Here is a 17,496-nt window from a genome sequence, read left to right as displayed (position 1 = left end):
CCTCCTACTGCCGTGGCGGGTGCCCGGGGCTACCGGCGAGGCGCAGCAGGCCTCGGCGGATGCCGTCGAGCAGGTTCTCAGCGGTCTCCGGCCGGAAGGCCGGAGTGGCATAGCTCAGATCGACGCGGAGCGCGGCGCCGGTGAGCGACCCCGTCACGTCGAAGGCGAAGGGCCAGTGCCCGTCGGGGTCCTCGGTCGGGCCGAACGGCGCCGCGCAGACGTCGAGGAGCTGGTTGGCCGGGGCGACGTCGTCGAAGCCGTACCCGCCCATGTAGTTGACCGCGACCGTCGGCGACGGCGTCGCGGTGAGTCGGGCGCGGACCTCGTCGTCGGGGCAGAGGTGGCGCAGCAGCGCGTACCCGATGCCGTTGTCCGGGACGCGGCCGAGCTGGCGGATCACCGAGCGGACCGAGCGGGTCGCGTCGGTGGTGGCGGGCAGTTCCAGGCGCAGCGGATAGAGCACCTGGAACCAGCCCGTCGTGCGGCTGACGTCGACGTCGTCGAAGAGCGCTTCCCGCCCGTGGCCGGTCGTGGCGACGGTGACCGCCCCGCCGGTACGCCCCGCGAGGGTGTCCACGACGGCCCACACCAGCAGGTCGCGCACGCTGGCGCGCAGCTTGCGGGCGACGGTGTGCAGGCCCCGGGTCGCGGCCTCGTCCAGGGTCACGGTGGCCAGGCCCAGGTCACCGAGGCGGAACGGCGCGGCGGTCGGCTCGTCGGCCAGCCGGGGCAGCACGCCCTCGTCGGCCTGCGCCAGCCAGAACGGCACCTGCCCGCGCAGTTCCGGCGAGCCCGCGTACGCGGCCAGTCGCCGTGCCCAGTCGCGGTACGAGGTGGTCTTGGCCGGCAGCGTCGGCTCGACACCACGTTCGAGCTGGTCACAGAGCATCTCCAGGTCGGCCAGCAGCACGCCCCGGGAGACCGCGTCGACGACGAGGTGGTGGTTGACGAGCAGCAGGCGGTCGGGCAGCTCCGGGCCGAGCCGGAAGTGCGCCACCCGGGCCAGCGGGCCTGCCGTGAGGTCCAGACCGGTCTGTGCCTCGGCGCAGTGGGCCTCGACGGCCGCCTCCCGCTCGTCGGTGGGGAGCCCGGTCAGGTCGTGGCTGACGAACGGCACGGCATCGGCCGGGTCGGCGTGGTGCTGGCGCCAGCTCCCGTCCGCCTGCCTGCCCAGGCGCAGCCGCAGCGCGTCGTGCTGGGCCACCAGTCGACGTACCGCCTCGCGTACCAGGTCGGTCGGGAGCGGCCGGGCCAGCTCGAGGTAGTAGGGGTGGTTGAACAGGGCGGGCCGGCCCATGGTGGGGGCGATGACGTCGGTGAACCAGCGCTGCGCGCCGGTCAGCGGGGCGTCGCCGTGCACCTCGCCCTGCTCGGCCCGCGGTGTCGCCGTCGCCTCCCCGAGGCTGGCGGCCAGCTCGGCGACCGTGGGGTGGCGTACGAGCTGGCGCGGGGTGATGTGGATGTCGGCTGCCGCACAACGGGCGACGAGTTGCATCGCGAGCAGCGAGTCACCGCCGGAGGCGAAGAAGTCGTCGGTGACGCCGAGCTGGTTGGTGCGCAGCAGCTCCGACCAGATCGCCACGAGCTGACGTTCCCGGTCCGTGCGCGGGGCGGCGGCCTTCCGGTCGGCCGAACGCCGGTACCCGTCGCTGACCGCGCCGCGCAGCACCGTCGCGTCGCCCAGCTCGGTGGCCACCTCGGCGAGCAGACCGGCGGGAATCCGGTCGACGGGCGCGTCGCCGTCCACGGTGGTGCCGGCGTCGAGCGACCAGAGACCCCGCAGCATCTCCACCGGCCCGACCCGATCGTCGACGGGCAGCGCCAGGGCGTCGGGCGGCGCGGGCTCGGAGGCTGGGTGCAGGAGCAGCGTGGCCGCGTCGGTGGGAGGCGTCGGGGCGTACCCGATGATCTCGGCGGTGACCAGCGCGGACAGCTCCGCGCTCTGCGGCGTCGTGGTGAGCAGCACCTCGCGCCCGGCGCGGGCCTGGGCCGCGAGCAGCCGCGCCAGCTCCGCCTGGCGGTGCGCCGGCCCGGCCGGTACGACCAGCCGGCGCAGGGCCGGGTGTCGTACCGCCCGCCGCACCAGCAGTGTCGCGGTGACCGCCGCCAGCTCCGGTGACCAGGCGTCGTCGGGCGGCTCCGGCACCCGGTAGCGCCGCGCCCACGCCTCGACCGTCACGACGTCGACGTCCGGTCGGGCCTCGGCCAGCCGGGCGGTCAGCTCGGCGAAGACGGCGTTCCACGGTGACGTGCGGTACGGCGGCGACGGCGGACAGACCGCGATCGTCAGCGCCGCCGCGCTGTGCGACCGGTGCACGTCGAGCGCCGCCAGCAGCTCGGTGCAGAAGTCGCGTAGCCCGACGATGCCCGCGCCGAGCGGACCGGGTGTCAACCGGTCCTCCCAGCGCAGGACCAGCGCGTTGCGGTCGCGCCGGCCCGTCGCCAGTCCGGCGGCCGGGTCGCGCAGCAGCCGCAGCAGCGCGCCGGGCGCGAGCTGGTCGAGGGTGTGCGGCAGGCCGAGCAGTCCGGTCCAGAAGCGGACGGTGTCCGCGAGCCGCGGAACCTCGACGGTGCCGCCGACCACCAGTCGGGGCGCGGGCGGCGCGGGCCGACGGGACGGGCGCGTACGCCGACCCGCACCGATCGGGGCGTCCGGTCGACGCACCCCGTCGTCGAGCACCGTCGCCAGCCCGCTCAGCAGCCGGACCATCCGCTCCGGGACGAACAGGTCGGCCCGGTACGCCAGGTCGGCGTGCAGGTCGTCGCCCTGCCAGGTGACGCTGAGGAAGAGGTCGAAGTCGACGCCGACGCTCGGCACGTCGACGGGCGTGGCGGCCAGCCCGGGGAACTCCGGCAGCTCGTCGGCGCCGTCGAGGACGTTGAGCACGCACTGGAACAGCGGGTGGTACGCGGCCTGCCGGGGCAGACGCAGCGCCTCCACGATGGTCGCGAACGGCAGCCCCTGGTGCCGGTACGCCTCCCGTGCCGTGCGATGGGCCCGGGTCACGAGCTGCCGGAAGGTGGGCCGTCCGGCCACGTCCACGCGCAGCGGCAGCAGGTCGGCGAAGCACCCGATCAGCGGGGCGAGTTCGGCGCGTTCCCGGCCGGCGGTGGGTGTGCCGAGCACCAGGTCCGGCTGACCGCTCTCGGCGTGCAGCAGGGCGGCGAAGCCGGCCAGCAGGACGGCGAACGGGGTGACCCCCTCCGCCCGGGCCAGCTCCCGCACGGCCGCGCCGAGCCCCGCGCCGAGCCGCTGCGCCTGGTAGCCGGCGACGTCCGAGCGCTCCTTTGGGCGGGGGTGGTCGGTGGGCAGGTCCAGCAGCAACGGCGCGTCGGCCAGCCGCTCCCGCCAGTACGCCAGGTGCGGCTCGACGGCGGTGGACGCCAGCCAGTCGCGCTGGTGCCGGGCGTAGTCGGTGAACTGCACCGGCAGCGCCGGCAGCGGCCGGTCGACGCCGGTGGCGTGGTGGGCGTACCGGTCGGCGAGTTCGTCGAGCAGGATGCTCCACGACGTGTTGTCGCAGACGATGTGGTGCATGCCGAGCAGCAGGTGCCAGCGCTGCTCGGGTAGCCGCACCAAGCGGGCCCGCACCAGCGGCCCGGTCGCCAGGTCGTACCGGTGCGCGGCCAGCTCGGCGGCCGCCCGGCGCAGGGCCCGCGCGTGCTTGGTCGCCGGCAACCCGGTCAGGTCCAGCGTCTCCAACCACGGGTCGACGTGTGGGTGTACGACGGGTTCGGGTTCGCCGTCGCGTCCCCGGAAGGTGGTCCGCAACACCTCGTGCCGGGCCAGCACGTCGTCGAACGCCCGGCGCAGCGAGGTCGTGTCGAGGTCGCCGCGCAGCTCGACGGCGGCCGTGGTGTTGTGTCGGACCACGTCGTCGCCGAGCTGGTCGAGCGCCCAGAGTCGCACCTGTGCCGAGGACGCCACCGCCGGCGTACCCGCCGGGGCGGGGATGAGCGGGGCGAGCGCGGTGGCGTCCTCGTCGGCGTCCAGCACGGCGGCGAGCCCGGCCACGGTCGGGTTGGTGAACAGGGTGTAGAGCGACACCTCCCGGCCGAACTCGGCCTGCACCTGCGACAGCAGGCCGGTGGCGAGCAGCGAGTGTCCACCGAGACCGAAGAAGTCGCTCGTCACCCCGACCTGTTCGACGCCGAGCGCGGCGGCCCAGAGACCGGCGAGCCGCTCCTCGGTGGCGGTGCGGGGTGCGACGACCTCGCTGTCGGCTGCGGCGCGTACGGGGGTCGGCCGGCTCCGTTCGGCGACCGCGGCGGGGGTGCTCAGCTCCTCGACGACGTACGCGGCCCGCTCCGACCCGATCGACGTGCACAGCTCACTCGGGCCGGCGCTCGTCACCGGCGCGGGTGGGTCCAGCGCCCAGACGTGGGTGAGCAGCCGGCGCAGCTCGTCCCACCCGGCGGGGACGGCCAGCGCCAGCACGCCCGGGTGCGCCTCGCGCAGCGCCGCGACGGCCTGCGGGTCGGTGTCGAGCACCACAGTGGTGGCCGGGTCGGCGGCGGCGAGCGCTTCCGTCGAGTACGCCCGCACCTCGTGACCGGGCAGCGCGTCGGCGAGCCGGTCGAGCGGCAACCGCTCGCCGTCGACGAACACGAGCCGGTGCGGCTGGCCGGCGAGCCGGCGCAGCTCGCGCAGGACGATCGTGCCGAGCGCCGCGAAGTACTCGCCCGTGTACGGCACGTGGCCCAGCTCGTCCGCGCGCTCGTCGCCCACCTCGCTGACCGGGTAGGCGCCGGCATGGTCGGCGGCCCAGACCGCGTGGACCCCCGGGGTACGAGCCGCCAACGCGGCCAGCCGGTCGTCGAGCCGGCCATCCCGGTCCTGCCGGCCGTCCTGGCCGTCACGTCGGGCGGCGGCGCGCGGCGACGCGGGGCAGACCACCAGCAGCAGCGGGGCGTCGGTCCGTCGCCGGTACGCCGCCACCGCCGCGTCGAGGTCGTCCATCGCCGCGTCGAGGGCCGCGTCCCCGGCCGTGTGGTCCTGGCGGCGCAGCCAGTCCTCGAACCGCAGCAGGCAGACCGTGGCGTCGGCCGTCGGCCCGGCCAGCAGGTGGGCCACCAACTGGCCGTACCCGACCAGCTCCACCGCCGCCGGTACGCGCAGAAAGCGCAGCCAGAAGTCCACCGGATCGCGCAGCGGGTCCACGGTGAACGTGGCCGCCAGGGCGACGCGGTGCCGGCGCAGCCCGGGCACCTGCGACAACGGCCGGTCCGGATCGTCCACCATGGCGCGCAGCAGCTCCGGCAGCCGCCCCACGGTCGCGGCGATCGTCTCGTCGAGATACAGGTCGGCGTTGAAGTCGACCGCGCCCTCGATCCGGTCACCGTCGACGGTCAGGCTGACGAACAGGTCGAAGTCGGTGAGGCCGCTCTCCGCCGGCACCGCACGGAACGTCACCCCAGCCGCCTGCCGCTGCCGTACGCCGCCGTCGGTCATGGTCGCCAGCACCTGGAAGAGCGGGTTCACGCTGGGGTCCCGGACCGGACGGACCTCCTCCACCACCCGCGCGTACGGGGCCTCCTGGTGGGCGTACGCCTCGCTGACCGTGCGGTGCACCCGACGGACGAGGTCACGGACGCTCGGGTCGCCGGCGGTGTCCACCCGCAGCACCAGCATGGTGGCGAAGCAGCCGATCAGCGGCTCCAGATCGGTGCTCGCCCGGCCGGCGGCCGGCATGCCGAGCAGCAGGTCCTCCTGGCCGGTGGCCTGACGCAGCAGGGCGGTCAGCCCGGCGAGGACCACCGCGTTGACGGTGGCGCCGGCGCGCCGGGCCAGTCCGGCGAGGGCGTCGGTCACCTCGGCGTCGACGGTGAACGGCAGGCTCCGGCCACGGTGCGTCTGCACCGGCGGCCGGGGGCGGTCCGGTGGCAGCGTGGACCGGGCCGGGGCCGAGGCGAGCCGTTCCCGCCAGTGCGCCAGGTGACCGGCCAGCTCCCGTTCGGCCTCCGGCTGGCGGCGGGCCGCGACGTGTGCGACGAACCGGGTGGGCAGCGCGGGCAGCCCGGCGGGCACGTCGGCGGCGAACTCGCCGTACCAGCGCACCAGCTCCTCCACGAACACACCCGCCGACCAGGCGTCGAAGACGATGTGGTGCGCGGTCACCAGCAGCAGGTGTTCGTCGGCGGCGAGGGCGACCAGCCGTACCGCGAGCAGTGGCCCGCTGGTCAGGTCGAAGCGGACCGCCGCGTGCGCCGCGATCTCCCGCTCGGCGGCGGCCTGCCGCTCCGACTCCGACAGCGCCGTCAGGTCCAGCAGTGGCAGCGGCACGTCCAGGGCGTCCGACACCCGCTGGGTGACGACGCCGTCGACGGTGGTGAACACGATCCGCAGCGCGTCGTGCCGGGCCACCACCGCGTGGACCGCCCGGTGCAGCGCCGCGACGTCGAGGGGACCGGTGATCCGCTCGGCGAAGGGCACGTTGTAGACCGGCGTACCGGGCTCCAACCGGTCGAGGAACCAGAGCTGCTCCTGCGTGAAGGAGAGCGGGTAGTGGTCGGCGCGGCTCTGGCTGGCGCGGCTCTCGCTGGCTCGGCTCTGGCTGGCTCGGCTCTGGCGCAGCCGCAGGGCCAGCAGCTCCCGCTGCTCGGGGGTGAGGTCGGCGAGGTCCGGGTGCAGGTCCTGGGTCATCGGGTGGCCCCTTCGACGTACGCGCGGTCGGCGGCCGGTCCACCGCCGAGCAGGCGGGACAGCGGGGGAGGCGTGTCGTGCAGGTAGAGGTGACCTCCGGGGACGACGGTCAGCGAGAAGGCGGCCGTGGTGCAGGCCGCCCATCCGGCCACCTCGTCCGGGCTGACCAGGGGATCGTCGGCGGCCGCCACCGCGTCCACCGGCAGCGGCAGCGGCGGCACGGTCGTCGGGCGGTAGGACGCGACCACGCTCAGGTCGGCCCGCACGGTCGGCAGGATCAGTTCCAGCAGACCGGGGTCGGCGAGCACCTCGTCGGGAATGCCGCCGAGGTCGTGCAGCCAACGGGTCAGCGCCGCGTCGTCGAGGCGGTGCGCCGTACCGAGCGGCGCGGCGTCGCGCGGCGGACGGGCCGCCGAGACCACCAGCCGCTGCGGTACCGGACCGCCCCGGGCGACCAGGCGGGCCGCCACCTCGTACCCGATCAGGCCGCCCATGCTGTGCCCGAAGATCGCGAACGGGGCCGGCACCCGCGCGACGATCGCGTCGACGAGTGGCGGCACGAGGTCGTCCATCGTGCTCAGAGGCGGGTCGGCCAGCCGACGCTCACGGCCGGGCAACTGCGCGGCCCACACCTCCACGTCGTCGCCCAGCAGGGCGGCCCACGGCCGGTACGCGCCGCCGCCGGCACCGGCGTACGGGAGGCACACGAGCCGCAGCCGGGCGGCTGGACGAGGCGCGACGCAGGTCAGCCAGGCGGTGCGGGCGTCCGAGCGGGCGGCGGTCGTCGGCGGGGATACGGGTGGTGTCGCCATGCCCGCACACGTTAGGAACGGGCCGTGAGAGCGGTCTTAGCGTCGGCTGAGCGATCCTCGTGGTGTCCGCTGCGCGCGGGCGGCTCGACTCACCCCGTCGCAGTGGCGGCGATGGCGTAGTGCGGCCGGTGCGGGCCGCCGTCGGGGCGCTCCAGGCGCTCGACCTCGGTGAAGCCGGCCCTCGTCAGCCGCTCCGAGATCTCGTCGACCGGCCAGCGGTAGGCGGTCGTGACCTTGTGGTCGAAGGCGTCGATCTCGTCGCCGGAGAAGAGACCCAGCACCAACGCTCCGGACGGGGTCAGGGCACGTCGGAATGTCGTCAGTACACCGTCGAGGCGCTCCGGGGGCAGGTGGATCAGCGAGTACCAGGCCAGGATGCCGGCGACGGAGTGGTCGGCCACGTCGAGGTCGTCCAACGACCCGAGGCGGTAGTCGCCGCCCGGATGCGTCGCCCGCGCGTGGGCGATGAACTCGGGCACCACGTCGATGCCCGTGGCGTCGACGCCCAGCGACCGCAGATGGTCGGTGAGGTGGCCGGGGCCGCAACCCAGGTCGAGCACCGGCCCGGGGCGACCCGTCAGGTGCCGCCCGACGAAGGCGACGTCGTCGGGGTGCACCTGCTCACGGGTGCCGAACAGTTCGATGTACCGATCCGCGACCGCGCCGTACGCCTGCCGTACCTGATCCGTGCTCACCGCGCGACTATAGGAGACCACGGGGATCAGGGTTGCTCGGTGGGAAACCTGAGCCGAAGACCGGGGCCGTCACCGGGGCTTCACCCGGAGCCGGGCGCGCGCTGCCGACCAGATGATGTTGGGCATGAGACGCACCGCATTCTTCGTGATCGCCGGGCCGGCCTGCATCGTGGGTTACGGGCTCGTACGCCTGTGGGGCAGGTCCGACGGGACGTACGGCCCCGGGTTCGACTGGCAGGCCGCGCACCTGGTCGGCCTCGCGGGCATGGTGTTGTTCGTGCCGGTGGTGCTGGCGCTGGCCGGCCTGCTGCGCCCCGGCCGGTGGCGTACGCCGGTCGTGGCCGTCACGCTGATCGGCCTGGCCGCAACGATGGTGCAGTTCGGCGCGGACATCGTCGAGGGTCTGCTGGCCGCCGACCGGGCGGAGATGTCGGCGCTCGGCGCGGACTTCAAGGACGTGCCCGGCGTCGAGGTGGTGTTCTACAACGTCGTACCGCAGCTGTTCTTCCTCGGTCTGCTCGTCCTCGCGGGCATGCTCGCGGCTCACCGGCTGCTGCCCTGGTGGAGCGTCGCCCTGCTGCTCGTCGGGATCGTCCTGCCGGCCGTCACGCTCGACCTGCTGCCGCTCGGCGGTCTGTGCATGCTCGTGGCGCTCGCTCCGGCGCTGCCCGCCCTGAGCCGACACGCCACGCGGACCCACGCGGAAACCGTAATCTGATCTCACCTGCCGCAGTCGACCTGACCTGCCGAGATAACGCTCTCTCGGATAGTGCTGAAGTCCTTGACGAGGTGGTAATCGACCCGTAACGATGCATGCACACCACCACCGGCGTGATCGGCGCACGTCGTCCCCCGAAAGGACCTACCCGTGCGCAGATCCCTGAGAGCGTGGCTCGGCGCTGTGTTGAGCGCGATCCTCGTGCTGGGCGGCGTCGTCGCCACACCACCCGCGGCCAGCGCCGCCCCGTTCACCGTCCTGGTCTTCAGCAAGACCGCCGGATTCCGGCACGGGTCCATCACCCCGGGCATCACGGCGATCCAGCAGCTCGGCGCGGCCAACGGCTTCACCGTCGAGGCCACCGAGGACGCCGGCCAGTTCACCGACGCCAACCTCGCCCGGTTCGCGGCGGTGATCTGGCTGTCCACCACCGGCGACGTGCTCAACGCCGCCCAGCAGACGGCGTTCGAGCGCTACATCACCGCCGGCGGCGGGTACGTGGGCGTGCATTCCGCCTCCGACACCGAGTACGACTGGCCCTGGTACGGCGGACTCGTCGGCGCGTACTTCGCCTCGCACCCGGCCGAGCAGACCGCCACCGTCACGGTCGCCGACCAGGTGCACCCGTCCACCAAGGGCCTGCCGCAGCGGTGGAGCCGCTTCGACGAGCTGTACAACTACCGCACCAACCCCCGGGGCAACGTGCACGTGCTGGCCACCCTCGACGAGAACACGTACAGCGGCGGCAGCATGGGGTACGACCACCCGATCTCCTGGTGCCAGAACTACTCCGGCGGCCGGGCCTGGTACACCGGCCTCGGCCACACCGACGCCTCGTACACCGACACCGCCTTCCGTCAGCACCTGCTCGGTGGCATCCAGACCGCCGCCGGGGCGGTCACCGCCGACTGCGGCCCGACGGTCACCACCAACTTCCAGCAGGTGGCATTGGCAAAGGGTGCCGCCGAGACCGGCGAGCCGATGAGCCTCACCGTCCTGCCCGACAGGGGTGTGCTGCACACCTCCCGCGACGGCGTCATCCGGCACACCGACGCCGCCGGCAACACCAAGATCGCCGGCACCCTGGCCGTCTACACCGGCGACGAGGAGGGGCTCCAGGGCATCAAGGTCGACCCCAACTTCGCCACCAACCGCTGGGTGTACGCGTACTACGCGCCTCCGTTGAGCACACCGGGCGGTGGCGCGCCGGCCGAGGGCACCCCGGCCCAGTTCGCCGTCTGGGACGGGGTCAACAGGTTGTCCCGCTTCACCGTGAACGCCGACAACACCATCAACCTGGCCAGCGAGACGCTGATCCTCAACGTGCCGACCAGCCGGGGCATGTGCTGCCACGTCGGCGGCGACATGGACTTCGACGCGGCCGGCAACCTCTACCTGTCCACCGGTGACGACACCAACCCGTTCGACTCGGCCGGCTTCACGCCGATCGACGAGCGGGCCGGACGCAACCCGGCCTTCGACGCGCAGCGCACCGCGGGCAACAGCAACGACCTGCGGGGCAAGGTGCTGCGCATCAAGCCGAGCGCGGCCGGCGGCTACACGATCCCGGCGGGCAACATGTTCGCCCCCGGCACGGCGCGCACGCGTCCGGAGATCTATGCGATGGGGTTCCGCAACCCGTTCCGGATGAGCGTGGACAAGGCCACCGGCGTCGTCTACCTCGGTGACTACGGCCCCGACGCGGGCACCGCCGACCCGAACCGTGGGCCGGCGGGCAACGTCGAGTTCGCGCGCGTCGACCGGCCGGGCTTCTACGGCTGGCCGTACTGCACGGCCCGCAACGACGCGTACAACGACTACACGTTCCCGTCCGGGCCGTCCGGGGCGAAGTTCAACTGCGCCGGCGGACCCGTCAACAACTCGCCGAACAACACCGGCATCACCCAACTCCCGCCGGCGATCCCGGCCTGGCTGCCGTACGGCGGTTCCGGCTCGCCGCCCGAGTTCACCGGTGGCGGCCTGTCGCCGATGGCCGGCCCGGTCTACCGGTACGACCCGAACAACACCTCGCCCGTGGCGTTCCCGCAGTACTACGACGGCACCTTCTTCGCGGGCGAGTTCGGCCGCCGCTGGATCAAGAACGTCAAGCTCGACTCCACCGGCCAGCCGTTGAAGATCAACCCGTTCCCGTGGACCGGCACCCAGGTCATGGACATGGAGTTCGGCCCCGACGGCGCGCTCTACGTGCTCGACTACGGCACCGGCTGGTTCAACGGCGACGCCAACTCGGCGCTCTACCGCATCGAGTACGCCCGTGGGGGCAGGGCACCCGTCCCGAAGGTCACCGCCACCCCCACCAGCGGCACCGCGCCGCTGACCGTTGCCTTCTCCTCGGCCGGCACCCCCGACCCGGACGGTGACCCGTTCACCTACGCGTGGGACTTCGACAACAACGGCACCACCGACTCGACCGCCGCGAACCCGAGCTTCACGTACACCACCAACGGCACCCGCAGCCCGACGCTGACCGTGCGGGACACCACCGGCAAGACCGCCACCGCGAGCGTGGTCGTCACGGTCGGCAACAGCGCCCCGGTGGTCACCGTGAACACCCCGTTGAATGGGCAGACCTTCACCTTCGGGGACGCGATCCCGTTCTCGGTCACGGTCACCGACGCCCAGGACGGCACGGTCAACTGTGCCCGGGTCAAGGTGAACTACGTGCTCGGCCACGACTCCCACGGCCACCAGCTCGGCAGCGCGCAGGGCTGCACCGGGGTCATCCAGACCTCGGCCGACGGCGAGCACGACACGGCGGCCAACATCTTCGGCATCATCGACGCCGAGTACACCGACCTGGGCGGGGGCGGCCAGCCGGCGCTGACCACGCACACCCAGGCGGTGCTGCAACCGCGGGTCCGCCAGGCCGAGCACTTCGGTGACTCGTCAGGCGTCCAGATCGTCGCCGGGGCGGCCGGGCACGGCGGGGCAGCGGTCGGCTACATCGACAACAACGACTGGATCTCGTTCCGGCCCTACAACCTGGCCGGCATCCAGTCGTTCAGCGCCCGCGTCGGCGCGCCGGCCGGCGGCGGCGGGACGCTGGAACTGCGCGTCGACTCACCCACCGGACAGTTGGTCGGCTCGGCGACCGTCACCTCCACCGGCGGGTACGCCACCTTCGCCACGGTCACCGGCGGGGTCACCGCCCCGACCGGCACCCGGACGTTGTACCTGGTCTTCAAGGGCGCCGGGCCGTGGTTCGACATCGACGAGTTCACCCTCTCCACCAGCCCGGGCGGGCCCGGCCCGGACCCGGACCCGGATCCCGGGACGGGCACCAACCTGGCCAAGGGCAAGCCGGCGCGGGCATCCAGCTACGAGGGCGCGTTCGTCGCCGCCAACGCGTTCGACGGCGTGGCCGGCACCCGCTGGGGCAGCAGCTTCGGCGATCCACAGTGGATCGACGTGGACCTGGGCGCCACGTACGCCCTCAGTCGGGTCAAGCTGACCTGGGAGGCGGCGTACGGCAGCGCGTACCAGATCCAGACCTCGACGGACGGCGTCACCTTCACCACGATCCGGACGGTGACCGGCGGCGACGGCGGGGTGGACGACCTGACCGGGCTCACCGGCTCCGGCCGGTACGTCCGGCTCCTCGGCACCGCCCGCGGCACGGCCTGGGGCTACTCGCTCTACGAGTTCGAGGTGTACGGAGGTACCGGCACCCCGACCGGCGGCAACCTGCTGCTGAACAAGCCGACGACGACGTCCAGCACCGAGGGTGCCGACGTCTCCGGCGAGCAAGCCGTCGACGGCAACCTCACCACCCGCTGGTCGAGCACGTTCTCCGACCCGCAGTGGATCCGCGTCGACCTGGGCAGCCCGACCGCGATCGGGCGGGTCAAGCTCGCCTGGGAGGCGGCGTACAGCAGCGCGTACCAGATCCAGACCTCCAACGACGGCACCACCTGGACCACCGTGAAGACGGTGACCGGCGCCGACGGTGGCGTGGACGAGCACAGCGGCCTCGGCGCGAACGGCCGCTACCTGCGCATCTACGGCACGGCCCGGGGGACCGGCTACGGCCATTCCCTCTGGGAGGTGGAGGCGTACACGAGCTGAACCACCACCACCACGTGGCCGGCACGAGCCTTCGTGCCGGCCACGTCCGTCAGCGGCTGGGCGTCGGCGTCGGCTGCTGCTTGACGAACGCCCACGGGGGCTCACCGAAGACGTTGGTGCACGCCGCGAGGAGCCCTTGCTGGGCGTCGGCCAGACGGCGGTAGGCAGGCCCCTTGTCGACGGAGGGATCGTTCTGCACCCAGAGGTCGCCGGCTTCCTTGGCGGCCGCTGCGAGCTGCTTACCGGCTTCCTTGATGCCAGGGTCGGTCGCCGACACCGCTCGCGTGGCAGTGCCCATGTCATCGGGAGGGGAGGGCTCCTTCCTGGCCATGGCGCCGATCAGGCGGGCACACGCAGAGGTGGCGTACCCGTCCGAGGGTGCGGTGGGGCTGGTGGCGGGCGCGGGCGTCGCAGCAGGCGAGCAGCCTGCCAGCAGGAGAGAGGCGACGACGAGGGTACGGATCACCGCAGCAGACTAACGATCTTGCCGCAGCACCACGAGCGGGTTAGTCGTCGGCGACGGCCACCGGTTCGGTGCCGATGCAGCGGACCTTCAACTCGTGCCGGCCGGCCGAACCCTCGAACGTGACCTCGACGTCGTCGTCCGGGCCCCGGTCCACCTCGTGCACCCGGTAACCCTGCGCGGGCGCCCACGACACCAGGCGTACCCCGTCGGCGCCGCACTCGGCCACGGCCGTGCCGCCGCCGGTGGCGAAACTCCGGCGGACCCCGGCGCTGGCGCTCGGTGCGGCGCTCGCCGTGGACGGCCCCGCCGGCGCGGCACCCACGGTGCCACTCGGCCCCGGCTCGGGCGAGGCGAGCGCTCGCTCGATGTCCGCCTCGCTGCGCACCCCGCCCGGCGTGCCGGTGATGCTCTCGCCCACCAGCCGGATCGCGCCCAACCCGATCAGAGTCGCCACGGCGACGGTGGCCACCCACCCGGCGGCGACGAGGATCGAACGACGGCTCATGCCACCGACTATCCCCGATCCATGGTTGTCCCAGGCACATCCGGAGGCTAAGGCATGGTTAACGTGCGCCGCGCCGGCAGCGACAGCGGCTAGCCTGCCTGCTGTGGCCCGCCTGCTGCTCATCGAGGACGACCTGACGATCCGTACCCCGCTGATCCGTGCCCTGCGGGAGCGCGGCCACGCGGTCGCCGCGGCCTCGACCGCGATGGCCGGCCTGCGTGACGCGCTGGACGACCGACCCGACCTGGTGGTGCTCGACCTGGGCCTGCCCGACCTGGACGGACGCGAGCTGCTGCGGATGCTGCGCGCGGTCAGCTCGGTGCCGGTCATCGTGGCCACCGCGCGCGACGACGAGACCGAGATCGTCCGGGTCCTCGACGCGGGCGCCGACGACTACGTGGTCAAGCCGTTCACCGCCGCGCAGCTCGACGCCCGTGCCCGCGCGGTGCTGCGGCGAGGTCCCGCCGGCCCCGACGCGCAGGAGGTGTCCCTCGTCGTGGGCGGTCTGCGCGTCGATCCCCGGTCCCGACAGGTCACCCTGGACGGCACGCTGGTGGAGCTGACGCCGCGCGAATTCGACCTGCTGCACCACCTGGCCGGACGGCCCGGCCAGGTGGTGACCAAACGCGAGCTGCTCACCGAGGTCTGGCAGATCCCGTACGGCGGGGCCGACAAGACCGTCGACGTGCACCTGTCCTGGCTGCGCCGCAAGCTGGGGGAGACCGCACAGCAGCCCCGCTACCTGCACACCGTGCGCGGCGTCGGCGTACGTCTCGACGCGCCCGCGGCCCAGCCGTGAGGGCCCGCCTGGCGCTGCTGGTCGCCGCGGTCAGCGTGCTCACGCTCGTCGCGTTCCTGGTGCCGCTGGCCCTGCTCGTACGCACCGTCGCCCAGGACCGGGCCACCGTACGGGCCACCGCCGACGCGCAGAGCCTCGTGCCGGTGGTCGGCACCGCCGACGCGCCGACCATCCGGCTCACCGTCGAGCAGCTCGCCGCGGAGTCCGGCCGACCGGTGAGCGTCTTCCTCCCCGACGGCACCGTGCTCGGCGCGCAGGCACCCCGTACTCCCGCGGTGGCCCTGGCCGCGCGGGGGCAGAGCCTCACCGGGGAGTCCGCGGCCGGCCGGGAGGTGGTCATCGCCGTGCAGGGCCGACCGGACGGCACCGGCGTCATCCGGATCGTGGTGCCCCGGCAGGAGCTGACCGCCGGCGTGACCCGGGCCTGGCTGGTGCTGGCACTGCTCGGCGTGGTGTTGGTGCTGATCGGGTTGGCGGTCGCCGACCGGCTGGCGCGCACGCTGGTCCGGCCGATCAGCGACCTGTCGGCCGTGTCGCACCGCCTGGCGAACGCCGAGTTGGACGCCCGGGTCGTACCCGCCGGTCCGCCCGAGCTGCGCGAGGTCGCCGGCGCGCTCAACCACCTGGCCGCCCGGATACAGGTCCTCCTGCTCCAGGAGCGGGAACAGGTAGCCGACCTGTCCCACCGGCTGCGGACACCGCTGACGGCGCTGCGGCTGGAGGCGGAGTCACTGCGCGACCCGGACGACGCGGCCCGGATCGCGGCTGCCGCCGACGGGCTCGAACGCGCGGTCACCGGGCTGATCCAGCAGGCCCGCTGGCGTCGCGCGCCGGCGCCGGGAACCGTCGCGTCCGACGCCGCGGCGATCGTCGCCGACCGGGTCGCGTTCTGGTCGGTGCTCGCCGAGGACACCGGCCGGGCCGTCCACCTCGACCTGGCCCCCGGCCCACTGACCGTCGGGGTGGCCGCCGACGATCTGACGGCCGCCGTGGACGCCCTGCTCGGCAACGTCTTCGCGCACACTCCCGACGGCACGCCGTTCACCGTGCGGCTCGCGCGGGACGACGGGGAGGTGCTGCTCGCCGTCGCGGACGAGGGCCCGGGGATGCCCGCTGGCGCTGTCCGGCGAGGTGCCAGCGCGGTCGGCTCGACCGGACTCGGCCTGGACATCGCCCGCCGTGCCGCCCAGGCCGGCGGCGGGCGGTTGGAGCTGCGGTCCGGTCCGCGTGGTGGGGCGCAGGTGCTGCTGCGACTCGGGCCGCCACCACAGCGTCAGGCATAGCCGCTGCGCTGCCGGGTAGCTGCCACCTATGGCGCGGTATACGAAACCCGAGCTCAGAGAGCAGATCAAGGAAGAAATCAAGGCCTCCGACAAGGGCGGCAAACCGGGGCAGTGGTCGGCGCGTAAGTCACAACTGGTGACACAGGAGTACAAGCGGCGCGGCGGCGGATTTCTGGGCGAAAAGGACGATCGACAGAAGGCGTTGCAGCGTTGGGGCAACGAGAAGTGGCAGACGAAGGAGGGCGACGCCCGGGCCCGCAAGGACGGCACGACGAGCCGCTACCTGCCCAAGAAGGCCTGGGACGAGATGTCCGAGAGCCAGAAGCGCGCGACCGACACCAAGAAGCGGGAGGCGTCCCGGACCGGCCGGCAGTACGTCTCCAACACCGGCCCGGCGAAGAAGGCGCGGCGCGACGCCACCACGGCCGGCCGGATGTCGGAGATGTCGGTCGCCGAAGCCAGCAAGCTCGTCCGTGGGCTCGACACGCGACAGCTCAGGACGGCGCTGCGCAACGAGCACGCCGGCAAGGACCGCAAGACCCTCGTCCAGCGGCTCGAGGCGGAACTCAACCGGCGCGGCTAGCCGTGCGCAGGTCGAAAGAACTGTCTGCGGTCCCGAAGCCCGTCGAGGTGACCCGGTCGTCATCCCGGCGGCGCAGGATGCGCACCTCGGTGGCGGCCTCGGTGCCGGTCAACGGCAGCACCGCCACCGGAGGAGGTGCCACGGCGGTGATGCTCGCCGGTGCGATGGTCACTCCGAGGCCGGCCGCGACCAGGTGCACGACCGTGGTCCAACTACCGGCTTCCTGGACGATGCGCGGCGTGTAGCCGGAGTCCAGGCACGGCCGAAGATTGCGCTGGTAGGCCCGCTCGCCGGCCACCCGTGGGATGAAGACGAACGCGTCGTCCCGCAGCACCGCGGCGTCGATCGCGCGGTCTCCCGCGTGCGGGTGGTCGGCCGGCAGGACGGCGACGAAGGACTCGGTGGCGTACGTGACGCCGACCAGGTCCTCGTGGTCGTCCGCGTCCCGAACCACGCCGAGATCGACCTCGCCGTTCAACAGCCGGTCGACGATGAGCGCCGTGTACGCCTCGTGCAGGCGTAGGTGGACGGCCGGATGACGCTCACGGAAACGACGGATCGGCCCGGCCAGTCCGAGCTGGATCGCCGAACTGACGAAGCCGATGTCGAAGCGTCCCTGTTCCCCGCGCCCGATGCGGCTCGCCTCGTGCACGTCGTCGGCGACCGAGGCCAGCACCCGCCGGCATCGGACGAGGTACGCCTCGCCGGCCGGCGTCAGCGCCACCGACCGGGAGGTGCGGACGAACAGCGGCGTACCGATCATCGCCTCGAGTTGGCGGATCTGCTGCGACAGCGGCGGCTGGGCCATCCGTAGCCGTACCGCGGCCCGGCCGAAGTGCAGCTCCTCGGCGACCGCGACGAAGTACCGCAGGTGGCGCAGCTCGGGATCCATACGTCGAGGATACG

Annotated in this window: 11 protein-coding genes; 5 read left to right on the top strand and 6 right to left on the bottom strand. The window is 73.3% G+C overall.

All coding sequences use genetic code 11. The annotated features are described in order from the left end of the window. Window positions 1-4 precede the first annotated feature (4 nt). From ABZU91_RS16010 to ABZU91_RS16000, 3 genes are all read right to left on the bottom strand, one after another. A complete protein-coding gene (locus tag ABZU91_RS16010; protein WP_355240136.1) occupies window positions 5-6,643 on the bottom strand; it encodes a condensation domain-containing protein in 6,639 nt (2,212 codons plus the stop codon). After that, window positions 6,640-7,455, bottom strand: coding sequence for an alpha/beta fold hydrolase (locus ABZU91_RS16005; protein ID WP_355240134.1), 816 nt, complete (start codon window positions 7,453-7,455; stop codon window positions 6,640-6,642). The genes ABZU91_RS16010 and ABZU91_RS16005 overlap by 4 nt, the downstream gene beginning before the upstream one ends. 89 nt (window positions 7,456-7,544) lie before the next feature. Next, window positions 7,545-8,150: a class I SAM-dependent methyltransferase gene (locus tag ABZU91_RS16000; protein WP_355240131.1), complete on the bottom strand. Its 606-nt coding sequence runs from the start codon at window positions 8,148-8,150 to the stop codon at window positions 7,545-7,547. Window positions 8,151-8,274: 124 nt separating this feature from the next. Here ABZU91_RS16000 and ABZU91_RS15995 point away from each other — a divergent pair, with 124 nt between their 5' ends. Next, complete coding sequence (locus tag ABZU91_RS15995; protein WP_355240128.1) at window positions 8,275-8,868, top strand: hypothetical protein; 594 nt, start codon at window positions 8,275-8,277, stop codon at window positions 8,866-8,868. A gap of 150 nt (window positions 8,869-9,018) precedes the next feature. Then, entirely contained in the window at window positions 9,019-12,954 is a 3,936-nt protein-coding gene (locus ABZU91_RS15990; RefSeq protein ID WP_355240125.1) for a ThuA domain-containing protein, read from the top strand. Window positions 12,955-13,003: 49 nt separating this feature from the next. On the opposite strand, the gene ABZU91_RS15985 is transcribed toward ABZU91_RS15990, so the two are convergent. After that, on the bottom strand, window positions 13,004-13,420 hold the full coding sequence (locus ABZU91_RS15985) for a hypothetical protein (RefSeq protein WP_355240123.1): 417 nt from the start codon (window positions 13,418-13,420) through the stop codon (window positions 13,004-13,006). A 40-nt stretch (window positions 13,421-13,460) separates the two neighbouring features. Further along, window positions 13,461-13,925, bottom strand: a complete 465-nt coding sequence (locus ABZU91_RS15980; protein ID WP_355240120.1) for a septum formation initiator — start codon at window positions 13,923-13,925, stop codon at window positions 13,461-13,463. Window positions 13,926-14,028: 103 nt separating this feature from the next. Between ABZU91_RS15980 and ABZU91_RS15975 the strand changes: the two genes are divergently transcribed. Genes ABZU91_RS15975 through ABZU91_RS15965 form a run of 3 tightly spaced genes read left to right on the top strand, consistent with a single transcriptional unit; the run spans window position 14,029 to window position 16,590 of the window. After that, window positions 14,029-14,724 carry a response regulator transcription factor gene (locus ABZU91_RS15975; protein ID WP_355240117.1) on the top strand — a complete coding sequence of 232 codons (696 nt, stop codon included), beginning with the start codon at window positions 14,029-14,031 and terminating at the stop codon, window positions 14,722-14,724. After that, window positions 14,721-16,007, top strand: a complete 1,287-nt coding sequence (locus ABZU91_RS15970) for a HAMP domain-containing sensor histidine kinase (protein ID WP_355240115.1) — start codon at window positions 14,721-14,723, stop codon at window positions 16,005-16,007. The genes ABZU91_RS15975 and ABZU91_RS15970 overlap by 4 nt, the downstream gene beginning before the upstream one ends. A 28-nt stretch (window positions 16,008-16,035) precedes the next feature. Then, window positions 16,036-16,590 (top strand): DUF5872 domain-containing protein, encoded by a 555-nt coding sequence (locus ABZU91_RS15965; protein WP_355240112.1) that lies wholly within the window; start codon window positions 16,036-16,038, stop codon window positions 16,588-16,590. Here ABZU91_RS15965 and ABZU91_RS15960 read toward each other — a convergent pair. Further along, window positions 16,574-17,482, bottom strand: a complete 909-nt coding sequence (locus ABZU91_RS15960; protein WP_355240109.1) for a LysR substrate-binding domain-containing protein — start codon at window positions 17,480-17,482, stop codon at window positions 16,574-16,576. The genes ABZU91_RS15965 and ABZU91_RS15960 overlap by 17 nt on opposite strands. Window positions 17,483-17,496: the final 14 nt, after the last annotated feature.

This window comes from Micromonospora sp. NPDC005174, assembly GCF_040608495.1.
Lineage (GTDB): Bacteria > Actinomycetota > Actinomycetes > Mycobacteriales > Micromonosporaceae > Micromonospora.
The sequence above is the reverse complement of the archived record's forward strand: the minus strand, read 5'-3'. Positions and strand labels throughout refer to the sequence as shown.